19 protein-coding genes are annotated in these 17,464 nt (G+C 68.4%); 8 read left to right on the top strand and 11 right to left on the bottom strand.

Features of this window, described 5'->3' with window-relative positions; genetic code table 11:
- Window positions 1-15 precede the first annotated feature (15 nt).
- Together AC0Z9V_RS02125 and AC0Z9V_RS02120 are read right to left on the bottom strand one after the other, a co-directional pair.
- On the bottom strand, window positions 16-1,170 hold the full coding sequence (locus AC0Z9V_RS02125; protein ID WP_485140565.1) for a site-2 protease family protein: 1,155 nt from the start codon (window positions 1,168-1,170) through the stop codon (window positions 16-18).
- Complete coding sequence (locus AC0Z9V_RS02120; protein ID WP_133083097.1) at window positions 1,167-1,946, bottom strand: HAD family hydrolase; 780 nt, start codon at window positions 1,944-1,946, stop codon at window positions 1,167-1,169. The genes AC0Z9V_RS02125 and AC0Z9V_RS02120 overlap by 4 nt, the downstream gene beginning before the upstream one ends.
- Window positions 1,947-2,051: 105 nt before the next feature.
- On the opposite strand from AC0Z9V_RS02120, the gene AC0Z9V_RS02115 reads away from it, so the two are divergent.
- Window positions 2,052-2,939 carry a PAC2 family protein gene (locus AC0Z9V_RS02115; protein ID WP_485140564.1) on the top strand — a complete coding sequence of 296 codons (888 nt, stop codon included), beginning with the start codon at window positions 2,052-2,054 and terminating at the stop codon, window positions 2,937-2,939.
- A gap of 77 nt (window positions 2,940-3,016) precedes the next feature.
- On the opposite strand, the gene mshC is transcribed toward AC0Z9V_RS02115, so the two are convergent.
- Both mshC and AC0Z9V_RS02105 read right to left on the bottom strand, forming a co-directional pair.
- On the bottom strand, window positions 3,017-4,291 hold the full coding sequence (gene mshC, locus AC0Z9V_RS02110) for a cysteine--1-D-myo-inosityl 2-amino-2-deoxy-alpha-D-glucopyranoside ligase (RefSeq protein ID WP_133083096.1): 1,275 nt from the start codon (window positions 4,289-4,291) through the stop codon (window positions 3,017-3,019).
- Between the two features lie 23 nt (window positions 4,292-4,314).
- Window positions 4,315-5,139: an undecaprenyl-diphosphate phosphatase gene (locus AC0Z9V_RS02105; RefSeq protein ID WP_459291071.1), complete on the bottom strand. Its 825-nt coding sequence runs from the start codon at window positions 5,137-5,139 to the stop codon at window positions 4,315-4,317.
- A gap of 50 nt (window positions 5,140-5,189) precedes the next feature.
- On the opposite strand from AC0Z9V_RS02105, the gene AC0Z9V_RS02100 reads away from it, so the two are divergent.
- Window positions 5,190-6,125: an aldo/keto reductase gene (locus AC0Z9V_RS02100; protein WP_208741149.1), complete on the top strand. Its 936-nt coding sequence runs from the start codon at window positions 5,190-5,192 to the stop codon at window positions 6,123-6,125.
- Between the two features lie 80 nt (window positions 6,126-6,205).
- Here AC0Z9V_RS02100 and AC0Z9V_RS02095 read toward each other — a convergent pair whose 3' ends face one another.
- The gene (locus tag AC0Z9V_RS02095; RefSeq protein WP_133083094.1) at window positions 6,206-6,493 is read right to left on the bottom strand and encodes a hypothetical protein; all 288 of its coding nucleotides are present in this window, start codon (window positions 6,491-6,493) and stop codon (window positions 6,206-6,208) included.
- A gap of 41 nt (window positions 6,494-6,534) precedes the next feature.
- On the opposite strand from AC0Z9V_RS02095, the gene AC0Z9V_RS02090 reads away from it, so the two are divergent.
- Complete coding sequence (locus AC0Z9V_RS02090; RefSeq protein ID WP_133083093.1) at window positions 6,535-6,768, top strand: DUF5703 family protein; 234 nt, start codon at window positions 6,535-6,537, stop codon at window positions 6,766-6,768.
- 40 nt (window positions 6,769-6,808) lie between these two features.
- Here the strand turns inward: AC0Z9V_RS02090 and AC0Z9V_RS02085 are convergent, their stop codons facing one another.
- The 5 genes from AC0Z9V_RS02085 to AC0Z9V_RS02065 form a co-directional block, all read right to left on the bottom strand.
- Window positions 6,809-7,972, bottom strand: coding sequence for an acyl-CoA dehydrogenase family protein (locus AC0Z9V_RS02085; RefSeq protein WP_485140563.1), 1,164 nt, complete (start codon window positions 7,970-7,972; stop codon window positions 6,809-6,811).
- Between the two features lie 16 nt (window positions 7,973-7,988).
- Window positions 7,989-9,290: a M20/M25/M40 family metallo-hydrolase gene (locus AC0Z9V_RS02080; RefSeq protein ID WP_133083091.1), complete on the bottom strand. Its 1,302-nt coding sequence runs from the start codon at window positions 9,288-9,290 to the stop codon at window positions 7,989-7,991.
- Between the two features lie 131 nt (window positions 9,291-9,421).
- Window positions 9,422-9,859 carry a VOC family protein gene (locus AC0Z9V_RS02075; RefSeq protein ID WP_485140562.1) on the bottom strand — a complete coding sequence of 146 codons (438 nt, stop codon included), beginning with the start codon at window positions 9,857-9,859 and terminating at the stop codon, window positions 9,422-9,424.
- Window positions 9,860-9,931: 72 nt separating this feature from the next.
- Window positions 9,932-10,159, bottom strand: coding sequence for a hypothetical protein (locus AC0Z9V_RS02070; protein ID WP_208740406.1), 228 nt, complete (start codon window positions 10,157-10,159; stop codon window positions 9,932-9,934).
- Window positions 10,160-10,317: 158 nt separating this feature from the next.
- Window positions 10,318-10,812 (bottom strand): GAF and ANTAR domain-containing protein, encoded by a 495-nt coding sequence (locus AC0Z9V_RS02065; RefSeq protein WP_485141263.1) that lies wholly within the window; start codon window positions 10,810-10,812, stop codon window positions 10,318-10,320.
- Window positions 10,813-11,133: 321 nt separating this feature from the next.
- Here AC0Z9V_RS02065 and AC0Z9V_RS02060 point away from each other — a divergent pair, with 321 nt between their 5' ends.
- A complete protein-coding gene (locus AC0Z9V_RS02060; RefSeq protein ID WP_485140561.1) occupies window positions 11,134-11,874 on the top strand; it encodes an ANTAR domain-containing protein in 741 nt (246 codons plus the stop codon).
- Window positions 11,875-11,926: 52 nt separating this feature from the next.
- On the opposite strand, the gene AC0Z9V_RS02055 is transcribed toward AC0Z9V_RS02060, so the two are convergent.
- A complete protein-coding gene (locus AC0Z9V_RS02055) occupies window positions 11,927-13,024 on the bottom strand; it encodes a tartrate dehydrogenase (RefSeq protein WP_485140560.1) in 1,098 nt (365 codons plus the stop codon).
- A 244-nt stretch (window positions 13,025-13,268) separates the two neighbouring features.
- On the opposite strand from AC0Z9V_RS02055, the gene AC0Z9V_RS02050 reads away from it, so the two are divergent.
- The 4 genes from AC0Z9V_RS02050 to AC0Z9V_RS02035 all read left to right on the top strand — a co-directional run bounded on the left by AC0Z9V_RS02050 (window position 13,269) and on the right by AC0Z9V_RS02035 (window position 17,383).
- Entirely contained in the window at window positions 13,269-14,897 is a 1,629-nt protein-coding gene (locus AC0Z9V_RS02050) for an SLC13 family permease (protein WP_485140559.1), read from the top strand.
- An 80-nt stretch (window positions 14,898-14,977) separates the two neighbouring features.
- Window positions 14,978-15,874 (top strand): LysR family transcriptional regulator, encoded by an 897-nt coding sequence (locus AC0Z9V_RS02045; RefSeq protein ID WP_133083085.1) that lies wholly within the window; start codon window positions 14,978-14,980, stop codon window positions 15,872-15,874.
- Between the two features lie 60 nt (window positions 15,875-15,934).
- On the top strand, window positions 15,935-17,044 hold the full coding sequence (locus AC0Z9V_RS02040; protein ID WP_485140558.1) for a spore photoproduct lyase family protein: 1,110 nt from the start codon (window positions 15,935-15,937) through the stop codon (window positions 17,042-17,044).
- Window positions 17,045-17,185: 141 nt separating this feature from the next.
- Entirely contained in the window at window positions 17,186-17,383 is a 198-nt protein-coding gene (locus AC0Z9V_RS02035) for a hypothetical protein (RefSeq protein WP_485140557.1), read from the top strand.
- The last annotated feature ends 81 nt before the right edge of the window (window positions 17,384-17,464 follow it).

Below are 17,464 nucleotides of genomic sequence, written 5' to 3'. Positions count from 1 at the left end.
GATGCCCCGGGGCCCTCAGGCGCCGGGGGTGGTCTTACCGGTGATGGCCTGTACGACCGTCCGCTGGTGGAGCAGGCCGGTCACGGCGCCCTGGCGGTTCACCACGGCGTACTCGCTGCCCTCGAGGCGTGCGAGGAACTGCACGAGTTCCTGCCCCTCGGCCCACTCGGGCACATAGGCCCCTGCGGCGAGGCGACGTGCGGTCGCATTGACCGCCGTCGTACCCGCAGCCTCCTCGGGGACGGCGAGCAGTGCGGCCTCGTCGACGACGGCCTCCGGGACCCCGGATGCGCCGGTCACGACGACGGCGGCGCCCGGGTTCTCCCGGAGCAGGCGGCGGGCGGCGAGCACCGTGGTGCCGGCGGGGAGGCCGAGTGCGCGCTGCTGGAGCCGTCCCGCGCTGATGGCGGGCAGGCGCTGACGCATGCGTGCGTTCTCGATGGCGGACGTCGCCCCCAGCCACAGGAAGGCACCCATGACCACGGCGATGAGGATGACCGTCAGGTCCGGGCCGCGCCCCTGGAGCAGCGGTACGCCGACCACCACGCCGAGCAGCAGGACGACGATGATGCGCCCTGCCCACCCGGCGGCCACGGTGCCCTTCTCCTGACTGCCGGTCGCCTTCCACACCGCGCTCTCGACCAGGCGGCCGCCGTCGAGCGGCAGGCCGGGCAGGACGTTGAACGCGGCCACGAGGAGGTTGGCCCAGACCAGGATGGTGACGAGGAGGTAGGACACGGAGCCGGGCGTCATGGCCTGGAGCAGCGCCCACCCCAGACCCGCGAGGACGAAGTTGGCGGCGGGGCCGGCGAGCGCGACCGCCAGGGACCGGCCGGGCGAGGCGTTGAAGCTCGCGAACTGGGTGTGTCCGCCCCACAGGTTCAGGACGATCCGCGTGGTCGGCCAGCCGAAGGCACGGGCGGTGAGGGCGTGGGCCAGTTCGTGGATGAGCACGGACGCGGCGAGGAGCAGGGCGTACCCGAGGGCGACGCCGTAGGCGCCGGGCCCGATCTCCGGGAAGGCGCCACTGACGCGGGGCCCGAAGACGAGAACGATGAAGGCCGTGATGACGAACCACGACCAGGCCAGGACCACCGGGATGCCGGCGATGCGCCCGAGGGAGAGCCCGGGGCTCGCCTCCCTCGGGGGAACCTGCTGTCCTCGACTCATGCGCCGTTCCCCGCGCCCTCGGACCGGCTGTTCCCGGGCAGGAGCGCGGCGAGGTCGGCCGGCGTCCGTCCCTCGAGGGTGTCCCAGTCGGTGCGGCGGTCGTCGGGCGGCAGCGGCACGAAGTGGGGGACGGCGAGCGTGACCAGTCCGGCGGCGAGGGCGGAGGTGACGCCGGGAAGGGAGTCCTCCACGGCGACGACGCGGTCCTTGCTGAGGCCCGGGTGGTCCGCTGCGAGCAGGTCGAAGCCCAGCTGGTATGCCTCCGGGTCGGGCTTGCCGGCACTCACGCGGTCCCCCGTGACGAGGTGGGAGAAGGTGCCCTCGGGCAGCCGCGCGGCGACCGCACCGGCGAGGAGGCTCTCCGACATGGTGACCATCGCACAGGGGACGCCTTCCGCGCGGAGGGCTGCCAGCAGCTCCCTCGCCCCCGGGCGCCAGGGCACCTCCGTGCGCACGTCCGCCGCCACACGCTCCGTGAGGTGTTCGATGATGGTACGGACGTCGAGGTCGACGCCGGCCTGCTGGAGCTGCCCGGCGGAGTACTCGAGGGCCTGGCCGACGAGCAGGGTGGCCTGCTCGGTGGTCCAGGTGCCACCGTGGGATTCGACCAGTTCCTTCTCGGCCCGGATCCAGTACGGCTCCGTGTCGACGATCGTCCCGTCCATGTCCCACAGCACGCCCTGCAGTCCGCCGAGGTTCCCGTCGGCTGCGGAGCCGTCGCTCCGGAGGGCGGTGCGGGGAAGGGTCTGGACGCTGCCGGTGGGGTGGTTGGCCATACCTTCCAGTCTACGGCGACCCCTTGACAGGCCCGCACATCTGCTCTGCGCGTAGCCGCGGAACCCCGCCTGACATGGTCGCGCACCGGGGTTTAGGGTGAGAACGTGGACAGCTTCGAAGAGAACCAGCCCAGTGGCGTACAGGACCTTTTCCAGGATGCCGGCGAACCCGAGCGCCGCATCACGATCATGCTCGCCGCGTTCGAGGGTTGGAACGACGCCGGCGAGGCGGCCAGCGACGGACTGAAGTACCTGGGCCGGTTCTTCGGCAGCGAGCGCATCTCGACCATCGACGCCGACGAGTTCTACGACTTCCAGTTCACCCGTCCCATGATCAACCGGAACTCCTCCGGCCAGCGACGCATCAAGTGGCCCAACACCCGGATCAGCAAGGCCGTCGTCCCCGACTCGAACGTCGACCTGATCCTCGTCAACGGCGTCGAGCCCTCCTACAAGTGGCGCGCCTACACCGCGGAGCTCGTCGCGCTCGCGAAGGAGTTGAGTGTCGACTGCATCGTCCTGGTCGGCGCGCTGCTGGCCGACGTGCCCCACTCGCGGCCCATCCCTGTGACGGTCACCTCGGACGACGACCTCGTCCGTGAGAGCCTCGACGTCGAACCGTCCACCTACGAGGGACCCATCGGCATCGTCGGTGTGCTGGCTGAGATGGGCCTGCTCGCGGACATCCCCACGATGTCGCTGTGGGCGGCCGTACCGCACTACGTCGGTCAGTCCCCGTCGCCGAAGGCGCAGCTGGCCCTCCTGAACAAGCTCGAGGAGATCCTGCAGATCACGGTCGACACCCATGTCCTGACGGAGGAGTCCGAGGCGTGGGAACGGGGCGTGGACGAGCTCGCGACGGAGGACCCGGAGGTGGCGGCGTACGTGCGCCAGCTCGAGGAGGCCAAGGACACCGTGGACCTCCCCGAGGCGAGCGGCGAGTCGATCGCCCGCGAGTTCGAGCGCTACCTGAAGAAGCGCCGCCGGGACTAGCGGTCCTGACGGGCCCGGCAGGACGGGCCGCCACGCGCACGGACACGTTCGACCGGGCAGCTCCGCTGCGGCCGCTGCTAGAGCCGGACGCCGAGCAGCGCGTCGACCACGTCCGCCAGGCCCTGCCGGCCGGCGGCATCGCCCGCGGAACGGTGTGCGGACGCGGCGAAGGCGTCCACCGCGGCCAGGGCCGAGGGCGCGTCGAGGTCGTCGGCCAGGCATACGCGGATCTGCTCGCGCACCGCCACGACGTCGGCCGCTGCCGCCCCGTCCGCGGCGCGGCGCCAACGGTCGAGGCGGGCCACCGCCTCCTCGAGGACGGCGTCGGTCCAGGACCAGTCCGAGCGGTAGTGGTGCGCGAGGATGGCAAGACGGATGGCTGCGGGGTCCACGCCCTCGCGGCGCAGCTTCGACACGAGCACCAGGTTGCCGCGGGATTTGCTCATCTTCTCGCCGTCGTAGCCGACCATCCCGGCGTGGGCGTAGTGCTCGGCCAGAGGGGTGCCACCGGTCGCCCAGGCGTGGGACGCGCTCATCTCGTGATGGGGGAACACGAGGTCCGAGCCGCCTCCCTGCACGGTGAAGGGCGCGGGCAGGAAGCGCTGCGCGATCACCGCGCACTCGATGTGCCAGCCAGGACGGCCCCGGCCGAGCGTGCCGCCGGACCAGCTGGGCTCACCGGCGCGTTCGGACCGCCAGAGCAGCGGATCGAGCGCGTTGCGCTTGTGCGGGCGCTGGGGGTCGCCACCACGCTCCGCGGACAAGGCGAGCATCGTGTCGGGCGCCAGGTGCGACACCTGGCCCAGGAACCAGGAGGCCGGGTCGCTCGCGTCGAGCGTGGCGGTGGCGTCGAGGGAGAAGTAGATGTCGCCGTCGGGCTCCCCGCCCTCGCCCGGCACGGCATAGGCCAGTCCGCGCGCCACGAGCTCCTCGACGGCCGGGACGATCCAGTCGATCGCCTCCACGGCTCCGATGTAGTGGTCGGGCGGCAGGACGTTCAGTGCTTCCATGTCCTCACGGAACAGGGCGATCTGCTCGGCGGCGAGCTCACGCCAGTCCACGCCGGTGGCCGTGGCGCGCTCGAGGAGCGGATCGTCGACGTCGGTCACGTTCTGGACGTAGGAGACCGTTGCCCCGGCGTCGCGCCAGGTGCGGTTCAGGAGGTCGAAGGCGACATACGTGGACGCGTGGCCGAGGTGGGTCGCGTCATAGGGGGTGATGCCGCAGACGTAGAGGCTGCGCTCGGGATGGTTCCCGAGGGGTGCCGGCTCCTGGCTTGCCGTGTCGAACAGGTTGATGCCCGACTGGGTGCCGTCGAGTTCTGGGACAGGAGTCGAATTCCACGCAATCACACGTTCTACCTTACGGCCCGGCGTCAGGCGGTGATGACGCCGAAGCCGAGCAGGAGGTACAGGGCGAGACCGAGCAGGATGCGGTACCAGACGAAGAGCCCGTAGCCGCGCGTGCTGACGAACTTCAGGAACCAGCCGATGATCGCGAAGCCGACGACGAAGGCCACGACCGTCGCCACCGCGGTTTCCGGGAGCGCGTACGGCCCGGGCTCGTCGTAGCTCTTGACGAGCTGGAACACACCGCTGCCGAACACGGCGGGGATGGCCAGCAGGAAGGAGTACCGTGCTGCCGCCTCACGGGTGTACCCCATGAGCAGGCCCGCGGTGATCGTGCCGCCGGACCGCGACACGCCCGGGATCAGGGCCATCGCCTGCGCCAGCCCGTAGAGGATGCCGTGCCGGTAGGTGAGGCTCTGGAGGTCGCGCGTCTGACGGCCCACGCGGTCCGCCACGGCGAGGATGAGGCCGAAGACGATCAGCATGGTGGCCACGATCCACATGCTGCGGAACGTGCTCTCGATCTGATCCTGGAACAGCAGCCCGAGGACCACGATCGGTATGCTGCCGAGAATCACGAGCCACCCCATGCGGGCGTCCGGGTCGTTCCTCGGCACCGTGCCCCTCAGCGCGCCGAACCAGGCCGTGATGATGCGGACGATGTCCCGCCAGAAGAACACGATGACGGCGGTCTCCGTCCCCAGCTGCGTGATGGCGGTGAACGCCGCACCCGGGTCCTGCGCATTCGGCAGGAGCTCCCCGACGATACGCAGGTGTGCGCTCGATGAAATGGGTAGGAACTCGGTAAGGCCCTGGACGAACCCCAGGATGACTGCTTCTATCCACTTCACGTCTACGACCCTAAGCCATGCGGCGCAGGGAAGGCTCTAGGCTTGGCTCCATGCAACGGCGAAACGTGGGAGCGAGCGGACTGACGGTCTCGGCTCTGGGACTCGGCACCATGAACTGGGGCCAGGAGGTCAGCGAGGAGGCCGCCCGCGAGCAGCTGCGCATCTTCACCGAAGCCGGCGGCACGCTCATCGAGACCGCTGCCCGTTACGGCGAGGGCCAGGCCGAGGCCATGCTGGGCAGCTTCATCGGTGACACCGTGGCCCGCTCCGAACTGGTGGTGGTGGTGCAGGGCGGCACGACCCGATCCGGTAGCCGGCGCCTGGACGCCTCGCGCCGCGGACTCCTGGACTCGCTGGACGCCTCGCTGTCGCTGCTGGGCACCGACCACGTCGATCTCTGGCTGGCGCCCTCCCCCGATGCCGCGGTCCCGCTGCAGGAGACCCTCAGTGCGCTCGAGTCCGCCTATGTGACAGGACGCGCGCGGTACGTCGGGGTGTCCAACTACTCCGGCTGGGAGTTCGCACGCGCCGCGGCGACCGCCTCCTTCCCGCTCATCGTGAACGATGTCGAGTACTCCCTGCTGAGCCGCGGCGCCGAGCGGGATGTCCTTCCCTCGGCGGAAGCGTTCGGCGCTGCCATCCTGGCGTGGGGTCCGCTGGGTCGGGGTGTGCTGACCGGCAAGTACCGTGGCAGGATCCCTTCCGAATCCCGTGGAGCCTCGGACGTGTGGGCGCCCTATGTCGAGCCCTACCTCTCGGGCAAGCCCCAGCGCATCACCGAGGCACTCTGCACGGCGTCACGGGGACTGGATCTCCAACCGCACGAACTCGCCCTCCGGTGGCTCCTGCACCGGCCGGGTGTGGCCTCCGCGATCGTCGGGGCACGCACCGCGCAGCAGCTCAAGGAGATCCTGCAGACCAGCGGAGCTCCTGTGGCGGAGCCCATCGCTGAAGTGCTCGACGAGGTATCGGTCCTGCAGGGCTGACCCCACCCGCGTGCGGGATGCGGCGCTCCACCCCGGGTACTGCTCCGGCCGGTGGGGTCCGGGAGTTCCGGATCGGCCGGTCAGTGCTCCACTTCGGCTTCGACGAGGTCGGACGCGTAGTCGGCGTCCTCCGGATCGTCGTCCCCGTCCTCCTCGTCGTCGTCGGACTCTTCGTAGATCTCGAGTGGTGTCACTTCCCCGAAGGCGTCGTACAGGGCTTCCTCGTAGGCTTCGAACGCGTCGGCGATGCCCAGATAGGCCGCTTCGACCGCCGGATCGTCCTCCCGCCGTCGTGATGCCGACGCCGCAAGGTGTTCTTCGAGGGCCGTCACGAGGGACTGGAGCGCGACACGCGGATCTATGCTCATGGATTAGACGTTATCGGTAAAGTGGGCAGAATTGGAGGGATATGCGAGAACATTTTCTGAACGCGACCGCCGTCCGAAAGCGCGACTACGGGCGCCAGTACGAGTACCTGGTGCTGACCGTCAGCGCGGGTGAACCCCTGCCGGCCGCGCGCAAACTCCTGACCGAGCATGCCGAGTACGGCAAGTGGGAACTCGAACGCAGCTGCATCTACCTGGGCGGCAGCAGGCGCTACTGGCTTCGGCGGAAAGTGCTGCGGGTGGAACGGACGGCGTGACCGGGACCGGGACGGAGCCCCGCTCGCCACGGCACCCCGCCTAGGCGGTCGGCGGGCCGAGCAGGGCCGTGGCGACCGTTGCCCGCGCGGATTCCCGGGTCGACGGATGGAACTGTCCGGCAAGGGCGTCCCGGTGCAGCCGCGCCACCTCGGACGACGCGGAGAAGCCCGATCCTCCTCCGACGTGCAGGGCGGCGGACGTCGCCGCGACCGCCGCGTCGACCGCGTGCGTCTTGAGGGTCACGAGGCGTGCGAACCACTGGGACGCCTCGCCTGCACGACCGTCGAGGTCCTGCGTGACGCTGCGGAGTTCGGCCTCCACGCCCGTCCGCTGCATCGCGACGCCCGCCAGGAGATTCCTCAGCACCGGATCATCGGACAGGGCGCGGCCTGCGACATGGCTGCGGCGCGCGGCGAGGAATTCCGCCGCCAGGTCGAGCGCGCGGTCGGCGATCCCGAGGTAGACCGCGCCGATCAGGGTCTCGAAGGCGGCGAAGATGCCGAAGACCAGCGGGTCCGCGGTGGGGCCCACGGGTAGCTGCCGGAAGACGGCGTCGGGCGGCACACGGACGTCGGTCAGCCGCGTGGTGTTCGACTGCGTGGCACGCATCCCCAGCGGGTCCCAGTCCGGCACGGTGTCCACGCCGGGGGTGCCGCGAGGGACGAAGGCATGGAGGATCGCATCGTCGCCGCCGTCGAGCCCCTCGAGCCGGCCGAAGATCCCGAGGCGGGTCCACACCGGGGACAGGCTCGTGAAAACCTTGGTGCCCGTGTAGCTGAGGATGCCGTCGGCGAGTCTTTCCACGCGCGTCAGGGAGTCGAACAGGACGGCGTCGTTGCCCGGTTCCGAGACACCGAACGCGAACACCTCGCCCCCGGCCGCCTCGTCGAGGACGAACTGGAGCGAGGCATCCCCGCGGTCGGCGAGCAGGCCCGCCACGGCCGTCCAGACGAGGTGCATGTTCACGCCCAGCGCGGTCGCCGGAGCGGCGGCGGCGAGGACGCGCTGTGCAGCAGCAGCCCTGCCCATCCCACCCTCGTCGCCGGGCGGTGTCTCGACGAGCATCCGGAGGTAACCGGAGTCCACGAGCTCCGCGAAGTCCTCGTGGAAGAACGCGTTGGCCGCGTCGTAGCCCGCGGCGCGTTCCCTGAACCGCCCCAGCATCGCCTCGGTCAGGTAGGCGGACCGGTCCGCCGTCGTCATCCCGCTCCCCCGCCGCTCAGTAGGTTGTCAGCAGGCGGGCGAGCACCTTGGCGCCGAAGCGGAGGGAATCTGCCGGCACGCGCTCGTCCACGCCATGGAACATGCCGGTGAAGTCAAGCTCGTCGGGCAGCTGCAACGGGGCGAAGCCGTAGCCGGTGATGCCGAGGCGGCTGAGCGACTTGTTGTCCGTGCCTCCCGAGAGCGTGTAGGGCAGCACCTTCGCGCCCGGATCCTCGGCGTGCAGGGCGTCGATCATGGAGTCCACGAGGTTGCCCGCGAACGGGACCTCGAGCGAGGTGTCCTTGTGCTCGTAGGTCACGTCGACCCCTTCGCCGGCGAGGCCCCGGATGATCTCGAGGACCTGGTCCTGCTGGCCGGGCAGGGTACGCACGTCGATGAGGGCCTCGGCGGTGCCCGGGATCACGTTGTGCTTGTAGCCGCTCTTGAGGACGGTGGGGTTCGCGGTGTTCTGCAGGGTCGCCCCGACGAAGCGCGCCACGGTACCGAGTTCCTTCAGGAGCACGTCGGGGTTGTCGGGATCGAATTCGACCCCGGTCAGCTCGGTGACACCGTCGAGGAACTGGCGCGTGGTGGGCGTCAGCTCGATGGGCCAGCGGTGCTCCCCGATCCGCGTGACGGCGCGCGCGAGCGCGGTCACGGCGTTGTCGGTGTTGATCTGCGAGCCGTGGCCGGCGCGCCCGTGGGCCACGAGCCGCAGCCAGGAGATGCCCTTCTCGGCCGTCTGCAGGAGGTACGTGCGCTGCCCGCCGATGGTGGCGGAGAAACCACCGACCTCCGAGATGGCTTCGGCGGCCCCCTCGAAGACCTCCGGCTTGTTGTCGACCAGCCAGGATGCACCGTAGGCGCCTCCCGCTTCCTCGTCCGCGAAGAAGCCGAAGATGAGGTCGCGCTGCGGCTTGATGCCGTCACGCTGCATTGACCGCAGGACGGAGAGGATCATGGCGTCCATGTCCTTCATGTCCACGGCGCCGCGCCCCCAGATCAGGCCGTCCTTCTCCTCGCCGCCGAAGGGGTCGACGGTCCAGTCCTCCTTCTGTGCCGGCACGACGTCCAGGTGACCGTGCACCACCAGCGCGGGCAGCGACGGATCCGAGCCCTCCATGCGGGCGACGACGGATGCGCGACCGGGCGCGGATTCGAAGATCTGCGTGGACAGGCCCACCTCCTCGATGAGCCCTGCCGTGTACTCGGCGGCCTTCCTCTCCCCGGGGCCGACGTTGTCCCCGAAGTTCGAGGTATCGAAACGGATCAGTTCCTGGCAGATCCTGACAACTTCATCTTCGGGTGTAATGCCCACGTGGTCCTCCTGGGTAGCGGTTACTGCTCCAGCCTACCGAGAGTGACCGCCCGACCGGCCACGCCTTCCCGTTCCGTCGGCATCGGACATCCGGCCTTCTCCGCCGGGGTCACGTCCTGCACGGGGTGCGGTCAGTTCTTCTTCAGTTCCTCGGCCAGCATGACGACGATGCCGCTCGGACCGCGGACGTAGGTGAGTTTGTAGGCGTCCCCGTATCTCGCCACGCCACGCAGGGGGTAGCAGCCGTGCCGTGCGGCGATGTCGAGGGCCTCGTCGATGTCGTCCACCGAGAAGGCGATCCGGTGCATGCCGATCTCGTTGGGACGGGTCGGCTCCGTCTCGATCGCGTCCGGGTGGATGTACTCGAAGAGCTCGAGGCGACCATCCCCTTCCGGAGTCTGCAGCATGGCGATCCTGGCGTGATTACCGTCGAGGCCGACGGCGGTGTCGGCCCACTCCCCACTGACCGTGTCGCGGCCGAGCACGGTGAGGCCGAGGTCGGTGAAGAAGGCGATCGCCGCTTCCAGGTCGCGGACCGCGATGCCTACGTTCTCGAGTCGGAGGGGCATGCGGGACACGCTACCAAGGCAGGATGGCCCCGGCGAGGCCCCTGGGCGCGGGAGGGCCACCGGCAACGAGGGCTACCCGGTCGGATCGGGATCGGAGTCCGGCACGTGGTCGAGGTCGGCGTCCGAGGGGGCTCGTCGGGGGGCGGGCAGTTCGTCGATCAGTTCGTTGACGGCCTGCGCTATGAGGTCCCGTTGCAGACGGGGCAGGTCGATCAGCGCCTGGAGGTATGCGTGGACCTCGTACTCCTCGACCATGCCGGAGAAGGAGAAATAGCGTAACCACACCTCCGAGATGCTCACCCCCGCTTCATGGATGGCCTTGCTGGTCAGGAGTCGTTGTTCCGCACTCCTGCTGCTGCCGGCACTGCGTGCGGTGCTGTTCGAGCTCGCCTTCCCAGGGCGATGACCAGGGTGATCGCCCGGGTTTCGTTCACGATCGTCGTGCTGGTCGCCGTGCATCAGGTCCCGCCGATGAATCGGGAGGGGTCGAGATCGCGACGGGCAACGATGGTCGCCGCCAGCTCGGCCATGGTGATGCCGGTGTCCGTGACCAGCATGAGCATGTGCTCGAGGGCCTCATCCGGATCCATGTCGTGACGCTCCATCATGATGCCCCGGGCGAGATCGATGGTGCCCCTCGTGCTGAGTGCCCTGGTCACCTCGGCATCGATGCGCTGCGGCATGTCACCGGCCCGGATATGGCCGAGCAGGGCCGCTGCTGAGGTGGCGAGATGGGACAGCACCCGAGCATCAGCGGTCGTGAAGGCGTTCGGTATGCCCGAATAGGTCTTCAGTGCTCCGATCGATTTCCTGCCCCGCATGAGGGGCACGGTGGCGCACGACCGGATACCGGCATCGGCTGCCGGTCCGGACGGCTTCTGCGAGGTCATCCACGGCGTGCTGCGCGGCCTGTTCCGCCAGGAGGAGACCCTTCGTGCGTCCGACGAGGACACCGAGTCCACTGATGGGGGGGTACGGGATCCATGCGTGCCTCCAGCTACTCCGCGGCCACCCGTGGGCGAAGGAGACCGTTGTCCCCATGGCCGGCGCGCTCGAAGCCCGGCGGCCCTTCTGGTGATCAGTGTGCACACAGCGTCTCCGGTCCCTCAACGGTTGCGTGATCATGACCGACAGGGGCGGGCATGCCCACCATGTGCTCGGGGCAGCTTCTGCACACAGCGCGGGAAGTTCCCGTTACCGTGAATGCCATACGACGTCGTCCGCGGGCGCGGGGGGCCGGGGTGCGGCCTGATCCGGTGGACAGAGGAGCGAGCATGGTCGGGAAGAGTGCTGACGATGAGATGAGGGAGCCCGCACGGCTCCAGGACCTGGTCCTCGACAGCACCGACCTCGAGAAGTTCCTGACCCGACTCTCCGAATTCGTGGCGCAGACCTTCTCCTCGGACACCCGGGAGGTCCTCTGCAGCGTGACCCTGCTGCGCCCCAGGACCAAGGGGGTCATCGCCAGCAGCAGCGACCACGCCAGAAAAGTGGACGAGGTGCAGCTGTCCTTCGACGACGGCCCGTGCCTGCGGGCCGCACGCGACGGGCAGACCTACACGGTCCAGGACTTCACCACCGAGGACCGCTTCGGGGACTACTCCCCCACCGTCCTCGAGCACGGCATCCGCTCCGCCCTGGGCATACCGATCACCCTGGAGGGCCACGCCGCCGCCGGGCTCGACCTCTACGCCACGGCCCCGGACGTCTTCGACGACGAGGTCATCGTGGCCGCTGAGGGACTCGCCGCGGAAGCGTCCCAGCTGCTGCGCATGGCAGTCCACATCGCCCACCTCACGGCAACGAACCACGACCTCACCCAGGCGATGAATTCACGGACCACGATCGACGTCGCCGCGGGCATCATCATGGCCCAGAACCGGTGCGGCCACGACAACGCGATGACCATTCTCCGGGCCGCTTCCAGCGGCCGGAACATGAAACTCCGCGATGTCGCAGCCGCCGTCGTGGAATCCCTCGGACAACAGACTCCCGCCACACACTTCGAGACCTGAACCCCCACCACGATCCGTGCCGACAATCCGGCGCCCCTACGGTACGTCCTGGCTAGAGAACCGCAGGTGACGGCGCCAGGGCTTCGATGATGGCGTCGGTGACGTCGTCGGTGGTGGCTTCTCCGCCGATGTCGCGGGTCAGGTGCCCGGCGGCGGCGGTCCGCTCGATGGCTGATTCGAGCTGTCGTGCCTCATCGTGCAGTCCGAAGTGGTCGAGCATCAGGGCTGCACTGGCAATGGCACCGATGGGGTTGCTGATGCCCTTGCCCGCGATGTCCGGGGCGGTGCCGTGTACCGGCTCGAACATCGACGGGAACCGGCGCTCCGGGTTCAGGTTCGCGCTCGCCGCCAGGCCGAGGCTGCCTGCGAGCGCCGAGCCCAGATCCGAGAGGATGTCCGCATTCAGGTTCGAGGCCACGACGACGGACAGGTCCTCCGGCTTGAGGACGAACTTCGCGCTCATCGCATCCACCAGGACGCTTTCGGTCGTGACGTCCGGGTAATCCAGGGCGACGCGGTCGAACACCTCGTCCCACAGCACCATGCCGTACTGCTGGGCATTGGACTTGGTGACGCTGGAGACCTTCTTCACGGTGCGGGTGCGGGCCAGGTCGAAAGCGAAGCGCATGATGCGCTCGCAGCCCTTCTCGGTGAAGAGCGCGGTCTGGAGGGCTACCTCGTTCCCCGGTCCGCGTCCGCTGAGGTTGCGTCCGCCGATGCCGGCGTACTCGCCCTCGCTGTTCTCCCGCACGACCACCCAGTCGAGCTCGGTGTCATCGGCCTTGCGCAGCGGGGACTGGACGCCGGGCAGGAACCTCACCGGGCGGATGTTCGCCCACTGGTCGAAGTTCTGGGTGATGTTCAGGCGCAGACCCCAGAGGCTGATGTGGTCCGGCACGTTCTCCCAGCCCACGGCTCCGAAATAGATGGCGTCGAAGTCCTTCAGGGTCTCCAGGCCGTCGTCGGCCATCATCTTCCCGGTCTCGGCGTAGTACTCGCAGCCCCACGGGAACTCGGTCCACTCGAAGGCGAACGTACCGCCGGAGTGCGAGGCGAGCGCATCGAGGACCCTGCGACCGGCGGAGACGACCTCCTTGCCGACGCCGTCCGCGGGGATCGATGCGATTCTGAATGTCCGGGTGGCGCTCATGCCGTCCTCCTCGTCGAGTGGTGGCAGATTCGGCTGCCCTACCTCCTCCAGTAGAGCGTTCGGGAACTCCCGGCGTCCAAGAGCTTCTTCGAATACTGCTGATAGGCGTTGCCTATAGGAGCGAGGGACACACCGATCTGATCCGTTGATCGGTTTTACCTATCCGGGTAGTAGGAAGACGGTCTTGGACGTGATCAGCTCACGCAGGCACAGTGAGTGCATCCCTTCCGACGAGAGGACGAAGATGTCCAGCAATCGAGCAGACCCGACCGATCTGACGACCACCGGTCCCCGGACCGACGTCCGCACAGCCCTGCTGGGTGGCAAGTCCTTCCGGAGCCTCAGCGAGCAGAAACTCTCGCCACGGGAGGAGAAGTTCGAACGTACGCGGCAGACGCTGGGGTTCTTCCTGGCTCCCGCCGTCGCGCTGATCTTCGCCCTCCTGCCCACCGGGATGGACCGATCCCAGCAGTTGCTCGCCGCGGTGCTGCTGGGCGTGATCATCCTCTGGATCTGCGAACCGGTGCCCATCCCCGTCGGCGGCCTGATCGGCGTGGCTGCCGTCGTCCTTCTCGGAATCGCTCCGGCGAGCGATGTGCTGGCACCCTTCGGCTCGACGACCATCTTCACCTTCATCGGCGCCTTCATCCTGGCCGCGGCGATGCTCAAGCACGGCATCGCCCAACGCCTGGCCTTTGCCGTCCTGTCCATCCCGGGGGTCGCGAAGTCGACCTACCGGATCATCATCGCCTTCGGCCTGATCACGTGCCTGCTGTCGGCGTTCGTCTCCAACACCGCCACCGTGGCCATGCTCATGCCGACCGCTCTCGGGATCCTGGCCGTCATCGCGAAGCTCATGCAGGACCGCGGCGTCGTCAAGGCCGACTTCGACCCGCTCCGGCTCCGCGTCGGTGCAGCCCTGATGCTGATGCTGGCCTACGGAGCCAGCGTCGGCGGCCTCCTCACACCGGTCGGCTCTCCCCCGAACCTCATCGGCCGCGGGCTCATCGAGGAAGCCACCGGCGTCAAGATCGGCTTCGTCCAGTGGACGGCCACGGTCGCCCCGATCTGCGCAGCGATGTTCGTCGTCCTCGCCCTGATCATGTTCCTCCTCAACAAGCCGGAGATCCGCAGGATCGAAGGCGTCGAGGAATTCATCCGCGAGCAGAAGGCCGAGCAGGGCAGGATGTCGCGTGCGGAGAAGAACACCCTGTTCGCCTTCGGCCTGACCGTCACCCTGTGGCTCCTGCCCGCGGTCGCCAGCCTCGTCGCCGGCCCTGATTCCGATCTCTACACCCTTTTCGACAACCGGCTCGACGAGGGCATCGTCGCAGTGCTCGGTGCCTCCCTCCTGTTCATCCTCCCGACGGACTGGAAGCAGCGCAAGGCGACCATGACCTGGACCGACGCCTCGAAGATCGACTGGGGCACCATCCTCCTGTTCGGTACCGGCATCATCTTCGGCGCCCTGCTCGCCGACACCGGACTCGCCGAGACCATCGGGACCGCGGCATCGAACAACCTCGGCATCACCAACATCGTGGCGATCACCGCGTTCTCCGCGATCCTGGCGATCCTCATCTCGGAGACGACCAGCAACACCGCCTCCGCGGCCGTCGTCGTACCCATCGTCATCCCCCTGTGCGTGGCCTTGGGAGTGGACCCCTTCGTCCCCGCCCTGGCAGCGACCTTCGCGGCATCCTTCGGCTTCATGCTGCCGGTGTCGACCCCGCAGAACGCCATCGTGTACGGCACGGGCGCAGTCCCCATCACCCGCATGGTGAGAACCGGTTTCGCCTTCGACGTCATCGGCGCGATCCTCATCATCAGCATCGTCCCGATCATGGTCGGCGTCACGGGCATCGGCTCCTAGGACACCAGCAGCCGATCGGTCCACGGATCACGCAGGGCGTAGTCTGTGGACCGACCGGCCGTCTGCACCGAGGAGCGTCGATGGATACGAGAAAGTTGAGATACTTTCTTGCCGTCGTCGACTGCAACGGCTTCAACCGGGCAGCCGACGAACTGCTGATCGCACAACCCTCGCTCTCCCAGACCATCGCGAGCCTCGAGCGGGACCTGGGTGTCCCGCTCTTCCACCGCATCGGACGACGGGCCGTACTCAGTGAAGCGGGCAAGGAACTCGTGGGACCCGCACGACAGGTAATGCGGGACCTCGATGCCGCCCGGTCAGCGGTCGACGCCCTTCGAGGTCTGCGGAGTGGAACCCTCGACATCATGACCATGCCGTCCCCCGGGATCGAACCCCTCACCTCCATGATCGCGAGTTTCGTCGAACTCAACCCGTCCATGCGGCTGAACGTCGAAGCGGCGTTCACGCCCGAGGAGGTCATCGAGGCCGTGCGCAGCGGACACTCGGAGCTCGGCCTGGCCGGGTCCCACGGACCCATCCGGGTCCCCGGGATCACGGTGCTCGAACTCGAGCAGCAGGCCCTGATCCTGCTCGTCAATCCTCAGGCGGACACCTTCGGTGCCGGCGACGTCGTCCACCGGGAAGCGCTCAGCGGCCACCGTCTCATCGCCAGCCAGCGTGGCTCACTGATGCGGTGGCTGGTGGATGACGCCCTCGCCCAGGGAGTCGAGGTGGAGATCGTGGTCGAAGTGGCGCACCGCACCTCCATCCTCCCGATGGTCCTGGCAGGCGTGGGCCACGCGGTCATGCCGTCGTCCTGGACGGCGACCGCGAACCGGTCCGGGTTGCGCACACTGCAGATCGAACCCGTATCGAGGCTGGACGTAGCACTCCTCAGCCGCACGAAGGACCTCACACCGGCGGCGCTGTCCTTCCTCGACGTCGCCAGGGAACACGGCACATCCACCCACCGGTGACGCCGCCCGTGTGCGCTGTCCGGTGGAACATACCCGCCGTCCAGCTTGTTGTACACAGTGATGACGACGCCCCGGGAACTGGACCTGACCACTATCTCTCCGACCCGGCTGTGGGTCCCCAAGCACGTGATGATCACCCGGGCCGCAGCTGATCTGCCGCACACCGCCGAGATCATCAGGCGATGCGAGCGTGCAGGGGTCGACGACATCCGGGTCCTGTCCGGGAATGCACTGACGGGCCTCCGCGGCGCCACCGAGCGCGAGACCTACGCGTCCGCCAAGAACACCCTCGCGGTCGTCGTCGCCCCGCCCAGCGCGCTCAAGCCGCAGCCGATCCCGCCGAGCGCCGACTGGCGGATCGACCTGGCCAAAGGCTGCCCCGCTCACTGCCAGTACTGTTACCTGGCCGGATCGTTGCAGGGGCCGCCGGTGACCCGCGTGTACGCGAACATCGACAACGTGCTGGACGGCATACGCACGTCCGCCGGTCGGGGATCGGTCACCCGTGGCACCCTCGAGCGCGGCGACGAGGGTACGACGTTCGAGCTGTCCTGCTACACCGATCCGCTCGGGATCGAGAGCGTGACCGGCTCGCTCGCCGCAGCGATAACCCGGGTCGGGGCAGGGGACTTCGGGAGCGATGTGCAGTTGCGGTTCACCACGAAGTTCGACGACGTCGGCGAGCTCGTCGGCCTCGACCACGGAGGCAGGACCCGGATCCGCTTCTCGGTCAATGCCGCGGAGGTCGCCAATCGCTTCGAGGGTGGGACCGCGCGCATGCCGGCGCGGCTCGCCGCGCTCCGTGCTGTTGCGACGGCCGGCTACCGGGTGGGTCTGACGATCGCCCCGGTCATGCCCGTCCCCGGTTGGCGGGAGCAGTACGGCGCGCTGTTGGACGACGTCGCTGCGGCAGTCGCCGGTATCGAGGATCTCGATCTCACGGCAGAGATCATCACGCACCGCTTCACCCCCGCGAGCAAGGAGGTGCTGCTGGGCTGGTATCCCAGGACCAAGCTCGAGATGGACGAGGACCTGCGGAGCCAGAAGCGCTCGAAGTTCGGCGGAGTGAAGTACGTGTACCCGAAGCAGACCATGAAGGAGATGCGCGAGTGGTTCACGGAGGAGCTGGACCGGCGTCTCCCGGCTGCCCGGCTCCTCTACTGGACCTGATCCGACCGGGTGTCTCTGATGCCCCACCAGCGCCCGGTGAATAGGGCACCGGATGCATCTGCTCTGTGAAGAACCCCGCCCAGGGGTCGCCGGCAACGAATCACTCCTGGATGCACTCATTCCCAGGAAGACGAGCAAGCCATGATCGTTCACCCCGGCGAGTACCACGACGCCACCTCGACCGTCCCCGTTCCGCAGTGCCGGCAGACCCTCGAACTGGTCCGGCGGGGTCTGCTCATGCCCCCTCTGCCCATCCAGGCAGCACTGCGGAAGCGCCGGTCGGCTTCCGTGGTGCACCTGCCGATCCGTCAGGAGTTCCCTGACACGGAAGCGGCCTGAGGTTCGCCGGGCAGGAGGCGTACAGGGACCGCGGCCGGTGCGTCGTCGATCTCCTCGTCCTGCGTGTCAGGAGGAGTTGCT

The organism is Arthrobacter sp. UYP4 (assembly GCF_057291175.1).
Note: the sequence above shows the minus strand (reverse complement) of the source record. Positions and strands in the feature narration are given on the sequence as shown.

What these genes read in the sequence shown, in the direction of transcription:
- AC0Z9V_RS02125 (WP_485140565.1), bottom strand. Translation starts at nt 1,170, where the DNA reads ATGAGTCGAGGACAGCAGGTTCCCCCGAGGGAGGCGAGCCCCGGGCTC.
- AC0Z9V_RS02120 (WP_133083097.1), bottom strand. Translation starts at nt 1,946, where the DNA reads ATGGCCAACCACCCCACCGGCAGCGTCCAGACCCTTCCCCGCACCGCC.
- AC0Z9V_RS02100 (WP_208741149.1), top strand. Translation starts at nt 5,190, where the DNA reads ATGCAACGGCGAAACGTGGGAGCGAGCGGACTGACGGTCTCGGCTCTG.
- AC0Z9V_RS02095 (WP_133083094.1), bottom strand. Translation starts at nt 6,493, where the DNA reads ATGAGCATAGATCCGCGTGTCGCGCTCCAGTCCCTCGTGACGGCCCTC.
- AC0Z9V_RS02090 (WP_133083093.1), top strand. Translation starts at nt 6,535, where the DNA reads ATGCGAGAACATTTTCTGAACGCGACCGCCGTCCGAAAGCGCGACTAC.
- AC0Z9V_RS02085 (WP_485140563.1), bottom strand. Translation starts at nt 7,972, where the DNA reads ATGACGACGGCGGACCGGTCCGCCTACCTGACCGAGGCGATGCTGGGG.
- AC0Z9V_RS02075 (WP_485140562.1), bottom strand. Translation starts at nt 9,859, where the DNA reads ATGCCCCTCCGACTCGAGAACGTAGGCATCGCGGTCCGCGACCTGGAA.
- AC0Z9V_RS02060 (WP_485140561.1), top strand. Translation starts at nt 11,134, where the DNA reads ATGGTCGGGAAGAGTGCTGACGATGAGATGAGGGAGCCCGCACGGCTC.
- AC0Z9V_RS02055 (WP_485140560.1), bottom strand. Translation starts at nt 13,024, where the DNA reads ATGAGCGCCACCCGGACATTCAGAATCGCATCGATCCCCGCGGACGGC.
- AC0Z9V_RS02050 (WP_485140559.1), top strand. Translation starts at nt 13,269, where the DNA reads ATGTCCAGCAATCGAGCAGACCCGACCGATCTGACGACCACCGGTCCC.
- AC0Z9V_RS02045 (WP_133083085.1), top strand. Translation starts at nt 14,978, where the DNA reads ATGGATACGAGAAAGTTGAGATACTTTCTTGCCGTCGTCGACTGCAAC.
- AC0Z9V_RS02040 (WP_485140558.1), top strand. Translation starts at nt 15,935, where the DNA reads ATGACGACGCCCCGGGAACTGGACCTGACCACTATCTCTCCGACCCGG.
- AC0Z9V_RS02035 (WP_485140557.1), top strand. Translation starts at nt 17,186, where the DNA reads ATGATCGTTCACCCCGGCGAGTACCACGACGCCACCTCGACCGTCCCC.